We start from the raw sequence: 16,281 nt of genomic DNA on the forward strand, positions 1-16,281 counted from the left end.
TACTAAATTCCGTTGCAGTTCATTAGCATATTAGCACATCAGCACATTATCACATTAATTTTCCCCTATCATATAATACACGCAAGTCGTCAGAAAATTCCGCACAAACGGTAGTTTACTTACCGGTCCCCACTGCGTGCGGGGTTGTAGCCCAAATTTATATTTGTAGATAGGATTGATCAGGTAATGTTGTTTACGTGTAACGGCAAATCCCTGCTGCTGCACGATCTTCTCAAAACGCTCTATGGAAATACCGGTATCCCGTATATCCATTAATTCCTGTATAGTGCCATTATGCTCGCCTGCCGCACGTAACAGTCCGCGATACAAGGGGCGGGGCAGGAGATGTATATAAGGCAGCATGCCCAGCACTTTGCTCTGGCATATCTGCTGATGGCCGCCATGTGGCATATACCAGGGCGGAAAACCGAAATACACCTGTCCTTTGGGCGCCAGCAGGTTCTTCAGGTAGCCAATGATCTTTGCCTGGTCCGGTATATGTTCGATGGCATCCTTCAGGATGATGAGATCAAAAGCATTCCGGAACTCGCCCAGGAAATCCACATCATAAATATTCCGGGTGATCAGCCGCAGCTGTCCGTTCTGTACATAATTGCCTAAGAATTGATTGGCCAGCTCTATCCTGGGATGGTCCAGGTCTACCCCTACGCAGTGACAGCCTTTTTCCAGCAGGGGCGTTAATACGCCGCCTTCTCCGCACCCTATTTCCATCACGCGGGTGCCCGGTTGTATGGGCATGGCCTGTTCAATGAAAGGGATCACATAGTTCCGCGAATTATCCACCTGTTGCTGGTATCTTAAAGTGGCGTCTTTATGATGTTGTAAAGCCATAGCCTGCTAAATTAGAAAAAAAAGCTATTTGCCAAGCGCATTTACCTGCCTGTTGTCCGCTTTTAACATTTTCGTCCTATTGATAATACGCGCCTCCAACGGCAGAAAGCTAAGCGCTAACTGTTTATCTTTGCGCCATGAATCAAGACCAGGAAAAAAATAATTACCAGGAAGGAGCCGTGCTGTTGTTCAATAAACCCTTACGCTGGACCTCTTTTGACGTAGTGCGTAAGGTACGTAATGCTACCAAAGCTAAGATAGGCCACGCCGGCACCCTGGACCCGCTGGCTACCGGGCTGCTGATCTGCTGTACCGGTAAAATGACCAAAAAGATCAACGAATACCAGGCACAGGAAAAGGAATATACCGGCTCCTTTACCCTGGGCGCAATTACGCCCACATTCGACCTGGAATCAGAGCCGGAGCAACCCAAAGATACCAGCGGTATTGATGAAGCGCTTTTACAGGCTACCGTAGCCCGTTTCCTGGGAGAGCAGCAACAGCTGCCGCCTATCCATTCCGCCATTAAACAGAACGGCAAGCCCATTTATCACCTGGCCCGCCAGGGGGTAGAGGTAAAAGTGGAGCCGCGCCGTGTGGTGATCAAAGGATTTGAGCTCACAAAGATCGAAATGCCTGTAGTGTTTTTCCGGGTGGTATGCAGCACCGGCACCTATATCCGTTCCCTGGCCAATGATTTTGGCGCAGCCCTGGGTTGCGGCGGTTACCTGAGCAGTTTATGCAGAACGCGCATAGGGGAGTTTAAGCTGGAAAACGCGTTGGAAGTAGCGGATTTTATAGAAAGCCTGAAGAAATAAATCGGCATTTTCTCCATTACGAAATTGGGACCATGTCGTGCGCCGCGAGTGCAGTTGACGATAGATTGCCGCTACGCCGCAGGCAGTGTAAGGGCTCCGGAGCGATGAGCGCCAACATCCGGAGCGCAGCATCGGAAAAGCAAAAGCGTCCGTTCCGTAATTGACAGTTGTAATTAAAAAGGGTAGCCTATCGCAATATTCCAGATAATATTATCCCTTCTCCATTGTTTATCAGCGAGGTCCCACTCGCTAATATACCAGCCATTCTTCTGACCGGTATAATAAGGCACTTTTAACGGGATACCCCAGTCCAGGCGTACCAGGAAAAAGGTAAAGTCCAGGCGCAAACCTGCGCCGGTACCTACTGCCAGGTCATGATACAGTTTATTGAGATGGAACTCACCACCGGGACGGGAATCGTCCTGGCTCAGCATCCATATATTACCAATATCCAGGAAAGTAGCGCCTTTAAGGTTAACGCTGCCATTAAACATACGGATCAGGTCAAAGCGGTATTCCATATTGCCTTCCAGCTTCATATCACCGGTTTGGTCCGGGAATATGCGGGCAATGTCTGAGCTGTCCTTAAATGATCCCGGGCCAAGGGAGCGTAGCCGCCAGGCCCGTATGCTCAGCGGGCCGCCGGCGGTGAACTGGCGGATATAGGGCAGTACGGAAGATTTCCCATAGGGCACACCCACCCCGCCATACACCCGGGTAGCCAGGGAGCTATGCAGGCCAAAGTTCCAGTAATGGCGATAGTCTGCTTCCACCTTCACAAAGTTCGAGATAGTAAGCCCCGTCACGGATTCCAGGTTGCTCTTATTACCGGAAATGCCGTCCATGATACTGTTGATGCCATTCAGCCACAGGCCGGATTCCTCTATATTGGCGCGGAAATAGGAGTTATGGCGTTTATGGAAAACATCATTATTGCTGAAGATATAGGTGATATTTTCCCCGCCTATAAATGCCGGCTCAAAGCTGCGCCGCAGGTAAGGGTTCTTATCCACCACCGTATCGCGGAAATCCTGGTTCAGGCTTACGCCTACATAGTTCAGGGAGATGGGTTTTACAATCCAGCGGCGGTAAATGGATTCGTTCCACTCGTACCCAAAAGAGGCGTTGATGTTCGTGATCTTAAAACGGTCAATCCTGGAAAGATAGTCCATACCGGCACTCAGGCGGGTACGGATGGTACCGCGGTTGCCGGAGCGGATGCGGAATGGCGTAATAAAACGTGGAAAGGTCAGGTCTACCTGTCCGCCTATCTGTTTGGCCTGCAGCACAAAATTGCCTTCCTGGTTGCGGATCATCTCCAGGCCGGCGTTCAGGCTTACGCCCAGCTGGTTGGCCGCCCGGTTCACATTCAGGTGCCGGTAGTTAAGGCTTACGCCGCTACCCACGTTATAGTCGCTACTGGTACTTAATTCGAAGTTAGCGCCCAATTCCTGCCGGCGTTTGGGGGTGAGGAATAGTATGGCGTCCAGTTTGTTGGTCGTATCTTTCTTTTCCTTGTATTGTAAGGTCACAAACTGCCAAACGCCCAGGTCGTACAGTTTGTTGATGGTATTGGTTTGCTGTTGCTGGGAATACAGATCGCCGGGGCGCAGCAGCACGGACCGGGAAAGTACGCGCGGTTTCAGGATCTCCTGCCGTCTGCGGATGGTGATGAACCGGTGACTGTCTGTTTTAAAACTGGTATCATTTGGATTGCCATTGATAGGGAAATCCGGGTATACGTAAATGGAATCAATACGGTAAGCCTCCCAGGCGGTCAGCGTATCCTCCGGGTTTTTGATCTTTATCGTAATATCCATGGTGGGTTTTTCCAGCCCTTTTCTTTCGTTGAAGATATTGGTGATACCTTCAAAAGGGTTCAGAGGGTTGCGGAACAGCGCTTTGTGTAGGGTATCTATCTCAAACTCGATAGCATCGCGGCTAAATTTAAAGTACCCTGCATTTTTTACCAGGCGCAAGATCCGCTCGCGCTCGCTCACCAATGCATCCTGTTTATAAGGCATATTCTTTTTGATGAGCGAAAATTGCTCTGAGCTCTTTACCAGCCGGTAAATGGCGGAGTCTTCCACCTCATAGCTGATATTATTCACCATGAAGTTCTTACCGGTGTTCACCTCATAGGTAACGCTGGCTTTCTGGTGTTTTAGCTTTTCTGTATAGGTAGCGGTAGCGTAGAAATATCCCTGGTTATTCAGATAGCTGACCATCCTTTTCAGGGATTCTTTTGTTTTGATGGAATCGTAAACGACCGGCGCTTCCAGGTTACGTGGGGACAGCATCAGGTTCCAGAACCAGTTGGATTTTTTTTCGTTATACTTTTGGTTGTACAGGAATACTTTGATCCGGGTACCCACAAATTTGCCGTTGGCTTGTTGCAGCATCAGTGATTTGGAGCTGAGGGAGCTGCGCAGGTCCTGTTTATCTGCCGCTACCAGGCCCTCGCCCTGCACTTTTACGGTGCTGCTGGTATACAGGTGCTGATCTTTTTGCAGGTACTTGATATTGGAGCAGGCCGCCAGGGTTAGCATGGCGAGCAGTAGTACTGTATAGTTCAGGTGGTATGCATGGGAACTATGTGGCGGCTGCATCTCGGCGAAAACAATTATGATATTTTTTAAATAGTTTTGACGTTATGTTGTCAAAGGCGCAAATTAAGTATATTCAAGCATTACAGCACAAAAAATACCGTCAAAAATCCAGGCAGTTCACGGCAGAAGGCGATAAGATCGTGCAGGAACTGTTGCGGGACGGGCGGGTGCTGGAAGTATATGCTACTGCAGATTGGGTGGAGGAACAACAGGTTTTACTGGCGCAGCTTCCCAGCCTACGGCTGGAGGTAGTGGAGCCGCCCCTGTTAAAACAGCTCTCTGCCCTTACCACGCCCAACCGGGCCATGGCCCTGCTGGACATACCGCCGGCCGCAGCGCCCGGGCCTTTGAACGGTACCATAGCCCTGGCCCTTGAAACCATCCAGGACCCCGGTAATATGGGCACCATCATTCGTATAGCCGATTGGTTTGGCATTCCGCAGATCATCTGCTCGCCAGACTGTGTAGACGCTTATAATCCTAAGACCATCCAGGCCACCATGGGCAGCATTGCCCGGGTGCAGATCATAGAGAGTGATATCATCCCCTTCTTGCAGCAGGCAAATGTTGCCTCCTATGCGGCCACCCTCCATGGCCGCGATATCACGGAATTTGACGCTATCAAAGAAGGTATCCTGCTTATTGGCAACGAGTCCCGCGGCCTGAGCGATGCCGTGCTGGAACATTGCACATACCGCATCACCATTCCCCGCCTGGGCGGCGCAGAATCTTTGAATGCGGCGGTGGCAGCAGGGATTATTTGTGGAAGAATGCTTTTGGGCTAACAGCTGCTACTTAAACTGTATCGCCTTTACCGGCGTTATTTTATTGATAATAAGCGAAGGGATCAATAACACGCAGATACATACCCCAAAAGTACCTGCATCTATCAGTGCTACTTCCCACCAGCGCAGGTCTATAGCCGCAACAGACATATAATACGATTCTTCCGGGAGTTTAAAGAAACCGGTGTACTGCTGTAGTGCGGCCAGCCCCAGGCCCAGCAGGTTGCCCAACAGCACCCCTGTCAGCACAATATACCCCGCCTGGTAAATGAACACGTTCTGTATAGACCAGTTGCGCATGCCCAGCGCTTTTACAATACCCACCATATTGGTGCGTTCCAGTATCAGTATCAGGATAGCGGTGATCATGTTGATGATGGCCACAATGGTCATGATCACAATAATGATCACCTCATTTTTGTTCTGCAGCTGCAGCCAGTCAAATATATTTGGATAGATATCGCGGATGGTGCGGGTAAACAGTTTATCCGGCCGCAGGGAGTCTATGCCGATGGCCACGTTGGTCATTTGCCGGTAGTCTTTCACAAATACTTCGTAGCCGCCAATATCCGTAGGGTTCCAGTTATTGAGCTTGCGGATCAGTTCCAGGTCGCCAATAATATAGGTCTTATCATACTCCTCTATCCCTGTTTTATAGATACCCGTTACGTTTAGCTTGCGGGCGCGGGGAGGCTGGCCGGCCCCTTGTATAAAATAAACGATCACCTTATCATTCAGTTTCAGCTGCAGCTCTTTGGCCAGGCTTTCGGAGATGATGACTTCCGGCGCATAGCTGCTATCCGGGTAGTGCAGAGGGCCGCCCTGTGTCAGGAAGCGTTGCAGGTGCTGCCAGTTGTAATGGGCGTCTACGCCTTTAAAGATCACGCCGTCAATATCCTTTTCCGCCTTTAGGATAGCAGATTTGGTGGCATAGGCACTAATGGAGGTGATACCCGGTTCATGCTCCAGGCGCTGTGCAAACGCCGTATCGGCGGCAAAGGGGATCTGCTCTGTCAGCGGACCGGCATTTACCTGGTATTGGGTAATATGGATATGCCCCCAAAAGCTGAAGATCTTTTCCTGTATTACCTGCTGAAAGCCGTTCACCAGGGCAGTAGCCAGTATCATCACCGCTACGCTGATGGCGGTGGCAATAATGGCAATGTTGATGATGAACCTCGAAAAGGAAGAGCCCTTGTTGAACGCGATCCGCCTGGCAATGAAAAAAGGTAAGCCCATGGAGTGAAAGTAAAAAAGTAAAAAGTAAAAATAAAAAATAAAAAGCGGACAGGGCATCCCCCAGGGTTTCCCGTACTTCCCCCTTTCCTCAAATAATCGTAACTTAAACCCCTATTTACGTTTTATGAAGCTACAACCCGTTTTACTGTTAATGATGGCATTTATACTGCCAGTTGCCTATCAGGCGGCCGCCCAGGATAACGCCATTACGCCAGACCATATCTACTTCAACAATATTAAATCTGTGAAATTCAATGGCGCCGGCGATCCGCTGAGCCTTCCGGTTATAAAGCTTAACTCCGGTGATAAGCTGGACCTCAGCTTTGATGACCTGGACAATGATACCAAAAACTACTACTATACTTTTGTATTATGTAATGCAGACTGGTCGCTGGCACAGGTAACCACATTCGATTACCTGCAGGGTTTTTCAGAGAACAGGATCCAGAACTACCGTTTTTCCAGCATCGCCTTACAAAAGTATACCCATTACAGTGTTACGCTGCCTAACCCAAACAGTTCTCCTAAAAAGGCCGGTAATTACCTGTTAAAAGTGTACCTGGATAGCGATACTTCCCAGCTGGCCTTTACCCGCCGTATGCTGGTACTGGATCCCAAGGCCGGGGTGGCCGGTTTTATACAGCAGCCGGTAAGCCCCAAGCTGTTCCGTACCCACCAGAAAGTGAATTTTTCCGTAAATACGGCAGCGTTAAATATCAATAATCCTTTTGACCAGATCAAGGTATACATATTACAGAACTACCGCTGGGATAACGCCGTTAGCGGCATAAAGCCCATGTTCCTCAGAGGAACGGACATCGTGTACAATACGGAGGTAGATTGTGTGTTCCCGGCTGGCAAGGAATGGCGTTGGATAGACCTGCGCAGTTTCCGCCTGCAAACAGAAAGGGTAGAGAAATCAGACTATCGGCGTAATGGCACGGATATTTGGGCCCGCCCAGATCCTGAGCGCTCAACTATCCTGTACCAGTTCATCAAAGATATCAACGGCCGTTACCAGCTGCTTACGCTGGATAATTATGATCCCAATTTCGAGGGTGATTATGCCGCCGTGCATTTCACTTTTCCGGCCAAGGTGCCTTATGCGGGTTATGATATGTACATCTTTGGGGAGCTCACCAGCTATGAATGCAACGAGAGCAACAAGATGGTATATAATGGCGAAAAGCAGGCCTATGAAGGCACCCTGTTCCTGAAACAGGGCTATTATAACTACATCTACGGGCTGATAGACAAAACAGTGGCCAACAGTAAATTCAGCACGGAATATACGGAAGGCAATCACTGGGAAGCAGAGAATAACTATACGATCCTCATCTACTACAAAGCCCTTGGCGGCCGTGCCGATGAGCTGGTAGGCATGGTGAACCTGAATAGTATGCTGAACAGGAAATAAACTGTCAGCTGTTAGCCGTTAGCTATTAGCTTTTAGCGCCTGGCGCGGATGGATAATCCGCCCTGCCGCTAAAAGCTAATTCTTTTTAATGCTTTACAGCGCTAAATGCTATCCAATCGCTTCAATCACTAAAAGCTAACGGCTGGTATCTATCCGCTTCAATCACTAACAGCTAAAAGCTAACCGCTGTTCCATCATCTCCCTACTATCTCCGGTTCCGTCAATACGCTTTGCCGTAGCTTCACAATATTAGCCGCGCCACGTTTAATGATGATCCGCGTGCCCCTGTCAAACGTCAGGTAGCGGTAAAACCAGTTGATCAGCACCACCATTTTATTACGGAAGCCCAGTAGGCTCATGAGATGCACGACCATCCATATAAGCCAGGCAAAACGCCCGCTCAATTTCATCTTACCCACTTCTGCCACCGCCTTGTTCCGCCCGATGGTAGCCAGGCTGCCCTTATCTGTATAATGGAAAGATTGTAGCGCCTGGCCTTTGATCAGCCGTGGTATATTTTCGGATACCAGATTTCCCTGTTGTATTGCTACGGGCGCCACCATGGGGTATCCCTTGGGGAACCTGGGATCGTTGGTCATCTGTGCAATATCGCCTATGGCAAAGATATTTGTGTAGCCTTTTACCTGGCATTGCTCATTCACGAGTATACGGCCGTTAGGCAGTATTATATCTGCAGGAAGCCCTTTGACCGGTACGCCTTTTACGCCGGCGGCCCATATCAGGGATTTAGTGGCAATGCGCTGATCATTGCCCAATAGCAGGGTTTGACCGTCATAATCTTTAACAGCGGTATTCAGCAGTACTTTAACGCCAAGGCGCTCGCAGCCTTCCTGGGCTTTTTCTGAAGAATAGTTGCTCATGGCCGGCAGCAGGCGCGGCCCCATTTCTACCAGGTAAATATCCATACAATGAAGGGGCAGTTCGGGGTAATCCTTGGGCAATATGTACTTACGCAGCTCGGAAATAGCGCCGGCCATTTCCACACCGGTAGGGCCGCCGCCTACTACTACAAAGGTGAGCTTGGCCTTTATTTCGGCCTCGTCCGCCATTAGCAGGCTTTCCTCGAACTGTTTTACTACGTAATTCCTGATCTGCACGGCCTCTATCAGCGATTTCATGCCAATGCCATGCTCTTCTATCAGCTTATTGCCAAAGAAATTGGTATTACTGCCGGTGGCGATAACAAGATGGTCATAACGAATATCGCCAATACCTGTTTCCAATACGTTCTCTGCCGGGCGTACGCCTATAACCTCTGCCATACGGAAATGGAAATTCTTTTGCCGGCCAAAGATGCCGCGGAGGGGGAAGGCAATGCTGTCAGGTTCTAGTCCTGCGGTGGATACCTGGTATAATAAGGGTTGAAAAAGATGATAATTGTTCCTGTCCAGCAATACTACCTGTACAGGGGCATGTCTAAGTTTCTTAGCCAGGTGTATACCTCCAAAGCCTCCTCCTACAATCACTACACGGGGCTGACCGGTTTCCGGAATATTGGGCTGCATCATAGATAATTATTTAATAATCAGACAATCTGTAGTTACGCCATACTATTACGGCGACAAATGCTGTACCAGCAAATAGCGTAGCTGCATTATCGGATATCAAAATTACTAAACTTTCAGAAAATAATGAAAATTAGTTAATGCTAAAGGCATTGATTTGGGGTAGATGGGGTACACAAACCGGGCTAAAAAGATATTAGGTTGTTGTGGCGGAACATTACGGAGCAGTGGGAGTAAGCGGTTATCTGGCAGTGCTGGAGGTAAGATGATAAGCTGTTGTACCAGCTCCCCTCACTTCAACACCGCCATGGCCAACCGCAGGAACTCATATCCTCTCATCTTCTTATGATCACGGCTGCCGCTGGCATACAACTCCCGGTAAGTAGTCGCATTTTCATCATACAGCAGCTCCATGTTATAATTAGCCAGAAAATGGGGTAGGGTAGCGGGCGTAAGCCCGGTATCCCATTGCTCCTTCATCTTCTTAAGCATACGGGCTACCCGGGTAGCGCCATAGAAGCTGCGCGGGTTATCCAGCATTTTCTTATCTACATAGTTAAAGATGATACGCGTGCCGGAAGGATACTCCTGGAAGTAACGGAACATCTTATTACCCAGGGAGGCCGTAAGGTTATTCACCGCCCCTTCCCAGATGATCAGCGTTTTATAATGTTCCTGCAGCAATAATTTAGAGATCGCTTTTTCTGGTAACTGGGTCTTGAAATCCATTTCTATATAATCCACCGGCACCGGCAATGTAGCTGCATATGGCTGCAGCATGGCCGTCTTATATGTTTGCGTCATGGGCCGGTCTACTTCCACAAACTGCACCTTAGGATGCGCCAGCCGCCATGCGCGGGTATCATACCCGGCGCCCAGTATCACCACCTGGTAAACATCGTGTTTTTCGATGGATTCACGGGTAAGGTCATCTATTTTGCGCGTACGCGCTACTACAGATGATAGGGAACCAGGCCAGCGCAACTGCACATACCAGGGTACGAACCAGCGGAAAAAGCGGCTACGGGTTGATAGCAAGATCCACATTTTCAATACTTTGGTAAGGAACATTTTTGCATGAGGATCATCAAACAGCCGGTCCTGCGCCGGACGGCTGTCCTCTATAGCACGGAAAAAGGCATATATAACGGCGGTTCTACTAGCATGGCGGCGCATGCAGAGGAAATTAAATATTTATTTTAAAACAACCATGTTCATTTTAATAAAAAAATATTCATTTTGTTCCCACTGCAATCTTACTGCAGCCAGGTGTAAATGCCGGCTGCCAGCAGTGCGCCTATGATGGGACCAATTACCGGTACCCAGGCATAAGACCAGTCGCTATTACGTTTTCCGGAGATGGGTAGCAGGAAGTGTATGATGCGTGGTCCCAGATCCCTGGCGGGGTTAATGGCATACCCGGTAGGGCCGCCCAGCGAAAGGCCTATACCCAGCACCAGCAAGGCTACAGGCAATGCATCCAGCGAACCTAATGCAACCCCGGGCGATACAATGTACAATACACCCAGGATCAGCACCGCAGTGGCTATGATCTCGGTAAGCAGGTTATAAAAAGGGTTACGTATGGCTGGGATGGTACAGAACACGCCCAGCTTATTATCCGCTTCGGGGGTATTGTCAAAATGTTGTTTGTAACAGATCCATACCAGCAATGCTCCCAGCATAGCGCCCAGCAGCTGGGCTATAATATAGGAAGCCACTTTAGACCAGGCAAATTTTTCCGTGGCTGCCAGCGCAATGGTAACCGCGGGGCTCAGATGGGCGCCGCTATACTTGGCGGTGCAGAAAACGCCGGTAAATACAGCCATGGCCCAACCCAGCGTGATCACGATCCAGCCGGAATTGCCGCCTTTTGTTTTGTTAAGCACCACATTGGCTACTACGCCATCGCCCAGGAGTATAAGCAGGGCGGTACCAAATAATTCTGCTGCAAAGGAGTTCATAGTTCTGATATGCGTATGTGCAAATATGCAGATATGCAAATATGCTTATATGCAGACGTGCAATGATTTAAAAATGCATGATTGTCTTAGGTAACCCGGTGATCTTGTGCGCCGGTATGATGTGCCATTCATTCGTGTGCAGCAGTTTATCTGTCATCGCATTCATCATCTGCACATTTGCATATCTGCACATCCATACTTTAACCCATCACTCTTCTGTCCACGCCTGCGCGGCCTTCACCGCCCGTTGCCACTCTTTGCTTAACTGCGTCCGCTGGTCGTTTTCCATGGCGGGCGTAAAGGTATGCTGCAGCTGCCATTGGCTGCTGATGGTATCCATGCTATCCCAGAAACCTACGGCCAGGCCGGCCAGATAGGCTGCTCCCAGGGCGGTGGTCTCCGTAATACGGGGCCTTACCACTTTGGTATTAAGGATATCTGCCTGGAACTGCATCAGGTGGTCGTTGGCGGTAGCGCCGCCATCTACCCGCAATTCCTGTATATGCAGGCCGGCGTCTGCCTCCATGGCCTTCAATACATCCATGGTCTGAAAGGCAATGCTGTCCAGCGCGGCACGGGCTATATGCGCGGCCGTGGTACCGCGGGTAATGCCTACCATGGTGCCGCGTGCATATTGGTTCCAGTAAGGCGCGCCCAGGCCGGCAAAGGCGGGCACCATATATACGCCGTCGCTGCTGCTAACGGAGGTGGCCAGCTTCTCTACATCGGCGGAGTGGCGGATAATACCCAGTCCATCGCGCAGCCATTGCACTACGGCGCCGGCTATGAAAATGCCGCCTTCCAGCGCATAGGTGGTTTCACCTTTGATCTGCCACGCAATGGTGGTAAGCAGGTTATTATGTGATGGTATGGCCTTGCTGCCGGTGTTCAACACCATAAAACAGCCGGTACCGTAAGTATTTTTGACCATACCCGGTTGTATGCACATCTGCCCGAAAAGAGCGGCCTGCTGGTCGCCGGCTATACCGGCTATGGGTATGTTAAAAGGAGTGAGGGTAGCTTCTGTATGACCATATACTTCGCTGGAGCTTTTTACCTGCGGCAGCATGGATGCGGGGATGTTCAGCAGCTGCAGCAGCTCATCGTCCCATTGCAGGGTATGGATGTTGAACAGCATGGTGCGGGAGGCATTGGTAACATCTGTTACATGCAGTTTGCCTTTGCTGAAGTTCCATATCAGCCAGCTATCTACCGTACCAAAAGCCAGTTCTCCTTTCTCCGCTTTCTCCCTGGCGCCGGGCACGTTATCCAGGATCCATTTTATTTTCGTGCCGGAAAAATAGGCGTCTATCACCAGCCCTGTTTTCTGTTGTATACGGGGCTCCAGGCCCTGCTCTTTTAGCCCGTCACAGATGGAGGAGGTGCGCCGGTCCTGCCACACAATAGCATTATACACCGGTTTGCCGCTGGCGCGGTCCCATACAATAGTGGTCTCCCGCTGGTTGGTGATGCCAATGGCGGCTATACGCCCGCCATCCAGCCCGGCCTTGATAATGGCTTCTGCGGCTACGCCGGCCTGGGATGACCATATCTCCATGGGATCATGTTCCACCCATCCGGGCTGCGGATAGATCTGGTGGAACTCTTTCTGGGCCACGGCGGCCACAGTACCTTGTTGATCAAAGATAATAGCGCGGGAGCTGGTAGTGCCCTGGTCCAGTGATAGTATATATTTTCCCTGCATGATAATAACGTGGTGGGTGTGTAGCAATGTAATAAAAAAAAGCGAAAGGCTTATGCCCTTCGCTCTTTACCATCTAAAAGTATGTTTATGGAAATTACCTTGTTTTCTTGGCGTCTTCCAGGAATTTGGCCAGGCCAATATCCGTGAGAGGGTGTTTCAGCAGGCCCAGGATGGAATCTAACGGACAGGTACATACGTCAGCGCCGGCTTCTGCACATTTTACAATGTGTAAAGGGCTGCGGATAGAAGCTGCCAGTATTTCTGTCTTAAAGCTCTGCATGCTGTAGATGTTGGCGATCTGTGCGATCAGGTCCACACCATCCCAGCTGCTGTCATCGATACGGCCTATAAAAGGAGATACATAGGCAGCGCCTGCTTTAGCAGCCAGGATAGCCTGACCAGCAGAGAATACCAGTGTACAGTTTGTTCTGATCTTGTTCTCAGTGAACCATTTGATGGCTTTTACACCGTCTTTGATCATGGGCACCTTTACCACAATGCGGGGATGTAATGCAGCCAGTTTCTTACCTTCTTCAATAATGCTGTTAAAGTCTGTAGAGATCACTTCTGCGCTAACATCACCCTTTACGGTTTCGCAAATGGTTACGTAGTGTTTCATGATGGCCTCTTCGCCTTTGATGCCTTCTTTAGCCATCAATGAAGGGTTGGTGGTTACGCCATCTAAAATGCCCAGGTCTTGTGCTTCCTGAATCTGTGCAAGGTTCGCTGTATCTATAAAGAATTTCATATGAAAAAGTGTTTGTATTTTCTTAATTATTGCTCTCCATGAGCGCCATTTCACGTCTCATGCATTTTCCTTCACTGTAATAATTGTAATTAGGTAACAGATGTTGCGGATAGGTCACTTGAGCAACGGGCCATCAGCGGTGGAGGAAAATAGCCACCTAATGACTATTGACATGAACTAATGACAAAAAAACTTTGGAATTAAAAGAGAAAAAAAAACGGCAAGTTACTTACATCGCACCGCTACAACCGCCTACCCTTGCTACATTCCTGTCCTGGGGGAGTTCAGCAGGAGCTGGTCGTATAAGACTTGCCGGTTGCAAAGGTAATGGAATTACAATAAAAAGCAAACTTTAATGCAAACTTATTGAAGCAACTTTAAAATTACTGATGCAAACCTGTTGCTGCATATCATCCATAATATACTGATAATGTGTGATAAAAAATAATATATCATTTAAGACATTTCCTGCAGATTTGTATGGATTAATCTCCTCACCTTAAACCATCGTTACTATGGAAACGGTTGCAACAGGCCTTATCATCATCCTGAGCTTGTTTATCCTCGCTGTCTGTGTTTTTTATGCGTATTGCGTGTGGAAGATCTACGAGAAAGCCGGCCAACCAGGCTGGGCGGCTATTGTCCCTATTTACAATTATTACATCCTGACAAAGATCATTGGCAAACCCTGGTGGTGGACCATCCTGCTTTGCCTTTCTTTTGGCTACATGTTTTCTTACAGGATGCCGGGAGCCGGCGCCGGGTTTTCCCTGGTGGCCTGTGTAGGCTTTGTATTTGGCGTATGGGCCACCAACCTGCTGAGCAAAAGCTTTGGCAAGGACATAGGATTTACCCTTGGCCTCATCTTCCTGGGCTTTATTTTCCTGCCCATTATGGCTTTTGACCGCACCATCCAGTATCGCGGCCCGGCCGGTAACCCCAACGCCGGCAGTGTTAATGACCAGATCCGGGGCATTGGGGCGGATATGAAGTAATTGAGCATTACGATCTTACAGCAGGAAGGGGCGTCCAGTGATGGGCGCCCCTTCCTGCTGTAAGATAACCTATTCCAGGACCAGCCCGGACGATGCTTTCTTATAGATAACCGGTATATAACCCGTATCTGACCCGTATATAAGCCGTATATAAGCCGTCCCTTTATAGATACCGGTTATCTACCGGTTATATACCAGTTGTATATGGGATAATAACCACTTAAGTAAACAGCTCCTATGAATGGCTGATATGTAGGCAACCCCGGAAATATTGGTTACATTAGTATAAAACCGATTACCTGCATGGAGCCGATGAAAACTGCGGTGGGAAAAGAAGACCTGTTGGGGGACCTGGACGATATAGTGGTGCTGAACCGCGCCTCCCGCGGACAACGTTTTTTGAATTACCTGATAGACCTGGTGATCGTATACCTCCTGGTGATCGTGTTTTTCGTGCTGGATATGACCTGGGAAAATCTTATCAACCCGCAGGATAACGGGCCGGATGATGGCTGGTCAGAGCTGAGCGTCGCCATCCTGGCTATGTTGGCATATGTACTGTACTATACGCTGATGGAATGCTTCAATAAAGGCCGCACCATCGGCAAACTGGCTACCGGTACCTATGCCGTTTTTAGCACGGGCAAACCGCTTACCTTTAAAACGGCGTTTTTCAGGAGTCTTTCCCGGATTGCGCCTTTTGAGTTACTGTCAGGCTTTGACGATGCGCCCTGGCATGACCGGTGGACGGATACCCTGGTGGCCAAACGGCCGGCAGATCACTGATCCTTGGTCACATAATAATTGTAATCGTTCAGCAGGGTCTCGAGGAAGAATATATGGTCCATTTCCGTCTCGATCTTCAGCACATCCCTTACACGGTAGGAAACTTTGGCGGCCAGCTCCAGGTTGCGGGTGCGCAGGGCCATGTCCAGCAGTTCCTTTACCTTGTTAAGGTCTTTATCGGATAAGCGCAGGATCTGGGGAAATTGAGGCTTGTAATCTGTTTGGGACACTTCCCGGAAAATGGTGTCATCCAGGGTGCTTTTGGTTTTGGTGCTTACCACCATGGTGCCAGCTACCAGATCGCCCAGGCGCTGGTTGTATTTAGACCGGATCATGGTCACAACGGGAACGGCAGGGGAGATCAGTATCAGGAATATGCCCAGGTATACGCCATAACTGCCGTATTCATCCAGCATATAGGGAATAAGGAACCAGAGCAGAAAAGGCGTTTCAATGATCCGGAATACCCAGCGGATCATATACTGGCTAAAACCGGGCTGGTTGCCTGATAAACTGACCACTTTCAGGTGCATGATCTTTTTACCGGGTGATTGCCCTTTCCAGGCCAGCTCAAATATCAGGAAATACAGCGCCATGGGCACCTGCTGTACCCAGAACTGGAACAGTTCCCCGATAACCGGAGAGCCGGAAACATAGGTGATACGTACCGCCATGGCCCACATGGCCAGCAGGTATACGATCCGTATGGCCAGGTCGATCAGCCAGGCAACAAGACGGCGCCCAAAATCGCCTGTCTCATATTCCAGGTCAATATTAAATGCCGTGGGTATTTTTATAGCGGCCATGTACAAATCTACTAATTAATGTATATGTTTG

Annotated in this window: 14 protein-coding genes and 1 other RNA gene; 5 read left to right on the forward strand and 10 right to left on the reverse strand. The window is 49.3% G+C overall.

The window, feature by feature from the left end; translation table 11 throughout:
* Nucleotides 1-54: 54 nt before the first annotated feature.
* The gene (locus F0L74_RS17150) at nucleotides 55-852 is read right to left on the reverse strand and encodes a class I SAM-dependent methyltransferase (protein ID WP_149839120.1); all 798 of its coding nucleotides are present in this window, start codon (nucleotides 850-852) and stop codon (nucleotides 55-57) included.
* Between the two features lie 137 nt (nucleotides 853-989).
* Between F0L74_RS17150 and truB the strand changes: the two genes are divergently transcribed.
* Nucleotides 990-1,670 carry a tRNA pseudouridine(55) synthase TruB gene (truB, locus tag F0L74_RS17155; protein ID WP_149839121.1) on the forward strand — a complete coding sequence of 227 codons (681 nt, stop codon included), beginning with the start codon at nucleotides 990-992 and terminating at the stop codon, nucleotides 1,668-1,670.
* Between the two features lie 173 nt (nucleotides 1,671-1,843).
* On the opposite strand, the gene tamL is transcribed toward truB, so the two are convergent.
* On the reverse strand, nucleotides 1,844-4,279 hold the full coding sequence (gene tamL, locus F0L74_RS17160; RefSeq protein ID WP_149839122.1) for a translocation and assembly module lipoprotein TamL: 2,436 nt from the start codon (nucleotides 4,277-4,279) through the stop codon (nucleotides 1,844-1,846).
* A 44-nt stretch (nucleotides 4,280-4,323) separates the two neighbouring features.
* Here tamL and F0L74_RS17165 point away from each other — a divergent pair, with 44 nt between their 5' ends.
* A complete protein-coding gene (locus F0L74_RS17165) occupies nucleotides 4,324-5,064 on the forward strand; it encodes a TrmH family RNA methyltransferase (RefSeq protein ID WP_149839123.1) in 741 nt (246 codons plus the stop codon).
* 6 nt (nucleotides 5,065-5,070) lie between these two features.
* Here the strand turns inward: F0L74_RS17165 and F0L74_RS17170 are convergent, their stop codons facing one another.
* Nucleotides 5,071-6,303, reverse strand: coding sequence for an FtsX-like permease family protein (locus F0L74_RS17170; protein WP_149839124.1), 1,233 nt, complete (start codon nucleotides 6,301-6,303; stop codon nucleotides 5,071-5,073).
* Between the two features lie 124 nt (nucleotides 6,304-6,427).
* Between F0L74_RS17170 and F0L74_RS17175 the strand changes: the two genes are divergently transcribed.
* On the forward strand, nucleotides 6,428-7,720 hold the full coding sequence (locus tag F0L74_RS17175) for a type IX secretion system plug protein (protein ID WP_149839125.1): 1,293 nt from the start codon (nucleotides 6,428-6,430) through the stop codon (nucleotides 7,718-7,720).
* Between the two features lie 194 nt (nucleotides 7,721-7,914).
* On the opposite strand, the gene F0L74_RS17180 is transcribed toward F0L74_RS17175, so the two are convergent.
* The 6 genes from F0L74_RS17180 to ffs form a co-directional block, all read right to left on the reverse strand.
* On the reverse strand, nucleotides 7,915-9,249 hold the full coding sequence (locus tag F0L74_RS17180; RefSeq protein ID WP_149839126.1) for an NAD(P)/FAD-dependent oxidoreductase: 1,335 nt from the start codon (nucleotides 9,247-9,249) through the stop codon (nucleotides 7,915-7,917).
* Between the two features lie 288 nt (nucleotides 9,250-9,537).
* Nucleotides 9,538-10,422, reverse strand: a complete 885-nt coding sequence (locus F0L74_RS17185) for a class I SAM-dependent methyltransferase (protein WP_149839127.1) — start codon at nucleotides 10,420-10,422, stop codon at nucleotides 9,538-9,540.
* An 80-nt stretch (nucleotides 10,423-10,502) separates the two neighbouring features.
* Nucleotides 10,503-11,210 (reverse strand): MIP/aquaporin family protein, encoded by a 708-nt coding sequence (locus tag F0L74_RS17190; protein WP_149839128.1) that lies wholly within the window; start codon nucleotides 11,208-11,210, stop codon nucleotides 10,503-10,505.
* A 208-nt stretch (nucleotides 11,211-11,418) separates the two neighbouring features.
* Entirely contained in the window at nucleotides 11,419-12,915 is a 1,497-nt protein-coding gene (gene glpK, locus F0L74_RS17195; protein WP_149839129.1) for a glycerol kinase GlpK, read from the reverse strand.
* A gap of 94 nt (nucleotides 12,916-13,009) precedes the next feature.
* Nucleotides 13,010-13,663, reverse strand: a complete 654-nt coding sequence (fsa, locus tag F0L74_RS17200; RefSeq protein WP_149839130.1) for a fructose-6-phosphate aldolase — start codon at nucleotides 13,661-13,663, stop codon at nucleotides 13,010-13,012.
* Nucleotides 13,664-13,878: 215 nt separating this feature from the next.
* Nucleotides 13,879-13,978: signal recognition particle sRNA small type (gene ffs / locus F0L74_RS17205), an RNA gene on the reverse strand.
* 200 nt (nucleotides 13,979-14,178) lie between these two features.
* On the opposite strand from ffs, the gene F0L74_RS17210 reads away from it, so the two are divergent.
* Both F0L74_RS17210 and F0L74_RS17215 read left to right on the forward strand, forming a co-directional pair.
* Entirely contained in the window at nucleotides 14,179-14,658 is a 480-nt protein-coding gene (locus F0L74_RS17210) for a DUF5684 domain-containing protein (RefSeq protein ID WP_149839131.1), read from the forward strand.
* Between the two features lie 303 nt (nucleotides 14,659-14,961).
* Nucleotides 14,962-15,444 (forward strand): RDD family protein, encoded by a 483-nt coding sequence (locus F0L74_RS17215; protein ID WP_149839132.1) that lies wholly within the window; start codon nucleotides 14,962-14,964, stop codon nucleotides 15,442-15,444.
* Here F0L74_RS17215 and F0L74_RS17220 read toward each other — a convergent pair.
* Entirely contained in the window at nucleotides 15,438-16,250 is an 813-nt protein-coding gene (locus F0L74_RS17220; protein ID WP_149839133.1) for an RDD family protein, read from the reverse strand. The genes F0L74_RS17215 and F0L74_RS17220 overlap by 7 nt on opposite strands.
* Nucleotides 16,251-16,281 lie beyond the last annotated feature (31 nt).

The sequence above is a fragment of the Chitinophaga agrisoli genome (genome assembly GCF_008386695.1).
Lineage (GTDB): Bacteria > Bacteroidota > Bacteroidia > Chitinophagales > Chitinophagaceae > Chitinophaga > Chitinophaga agrisoli.

What these genes read in the sequence shown, in the direction of transcription:
- F0L74_RS17220 (WP_149839133.1), bottom strand. Translation starts at nt 16,250, where the DNA reads ATGGCCGCTATAAAAATACCCACGGCATTTAATATTGACCTGGAATAT.
- F0L74_RS17170 (WP_149839124.1), bottom strand. Translation starts at nt 6,303, where the DNA reads ATGGGCTTACCTTTTTTCATTGCCAGGCGGATCGCGTTCAACAAGGGC.
- glpK (WP_149839129.1), bottom strand. Translation starts at nt 12,915, where the DNA reads ATGCAGGGAAAATATATACTATCACTGGACCAGGGCACTACCAGCTCC.
- F0L74_RS17190 (WP_149839128.1), bottom strand. Translation starts at nt 11,210, where the DNA reads ATGAACTCCTTTGCAGCAGAATTATTTGGTACCGCCCTGCTTATACTC.
- tamL (WP_149839122.1), bottom strand. Translation starts at nt 4,279, where the DNA reads ATGCAGCCGCCACATAGTTCCCATGCATACCACCTGAACTATACAGTA.
- fsa (WP_149839130.1), bottom strand. Translation starts at nt 13,663, where the DNA reads ATGAAATTCTTTATAGATACAGCGAACCTTGCACAGATTCAGGAAGCA.
- F0L74_RS17165 (WP_149839123.1), top strand. Translation starts at nt 4,324, where the DNA reads ATGTTGTCAAAGGCGCAAATTAAGTATATTCAAGCATTACAGCACAAA.
- truB (WP_149839121.1), top strand. Translation starts at nt 990, where the DNA reads ATGAATCAAGACCAGGAAAAAAATAATTACCAGGAAGGAGCCGTGCTG.
- F0L74_RS17185 (WP_149839127.1), bottom strand. Translation starts at nt 10,422, where the DNA reads ATGCGCCGCCATGCTAGTAGAACCGCCGTTATATATGCCTTTTTCCGT.
- F0L74_RS17180 (WP_149839126.1), bottom strand. Translation starts at nt 9,249, where the DNA reads ATGATGCAGCCCAATATTCCGGAAACCGGTCAGCCCCGTGTAGTGATT.
- F0L74_RS17150 (WP_149839120.1), bottom strand. Translation starts at nt 852, where the DNA reads ATGGCTTTACAACATCATAAAGACGCCACTTTAAGATACCAGCAACAG.
- F0L74_RS17215 (WP_149839132.1), top strand. Translation starts at nt 14,962, where the DNA reads ATGGAGCCGATGAAAACTGCGGTGGGAAAAGAAGACCTGTTGGGGGAC.
- F0L74_RS17210 (WP_149839131.1), top strand. Translation starts at nt 14,179, where the DNA reads ATGGAAACGGTTGCAACAGGCCTTATCATCATCCTGAGCTTGTTTATC.
- F0L74_RS17175 (WP_149839125.1), top strand. Translation starts at nt 6,428, where the DNA reads ATGAAGCTACAACCCGTTTTACTGTTAATGATGGCATTTATACTGCCA.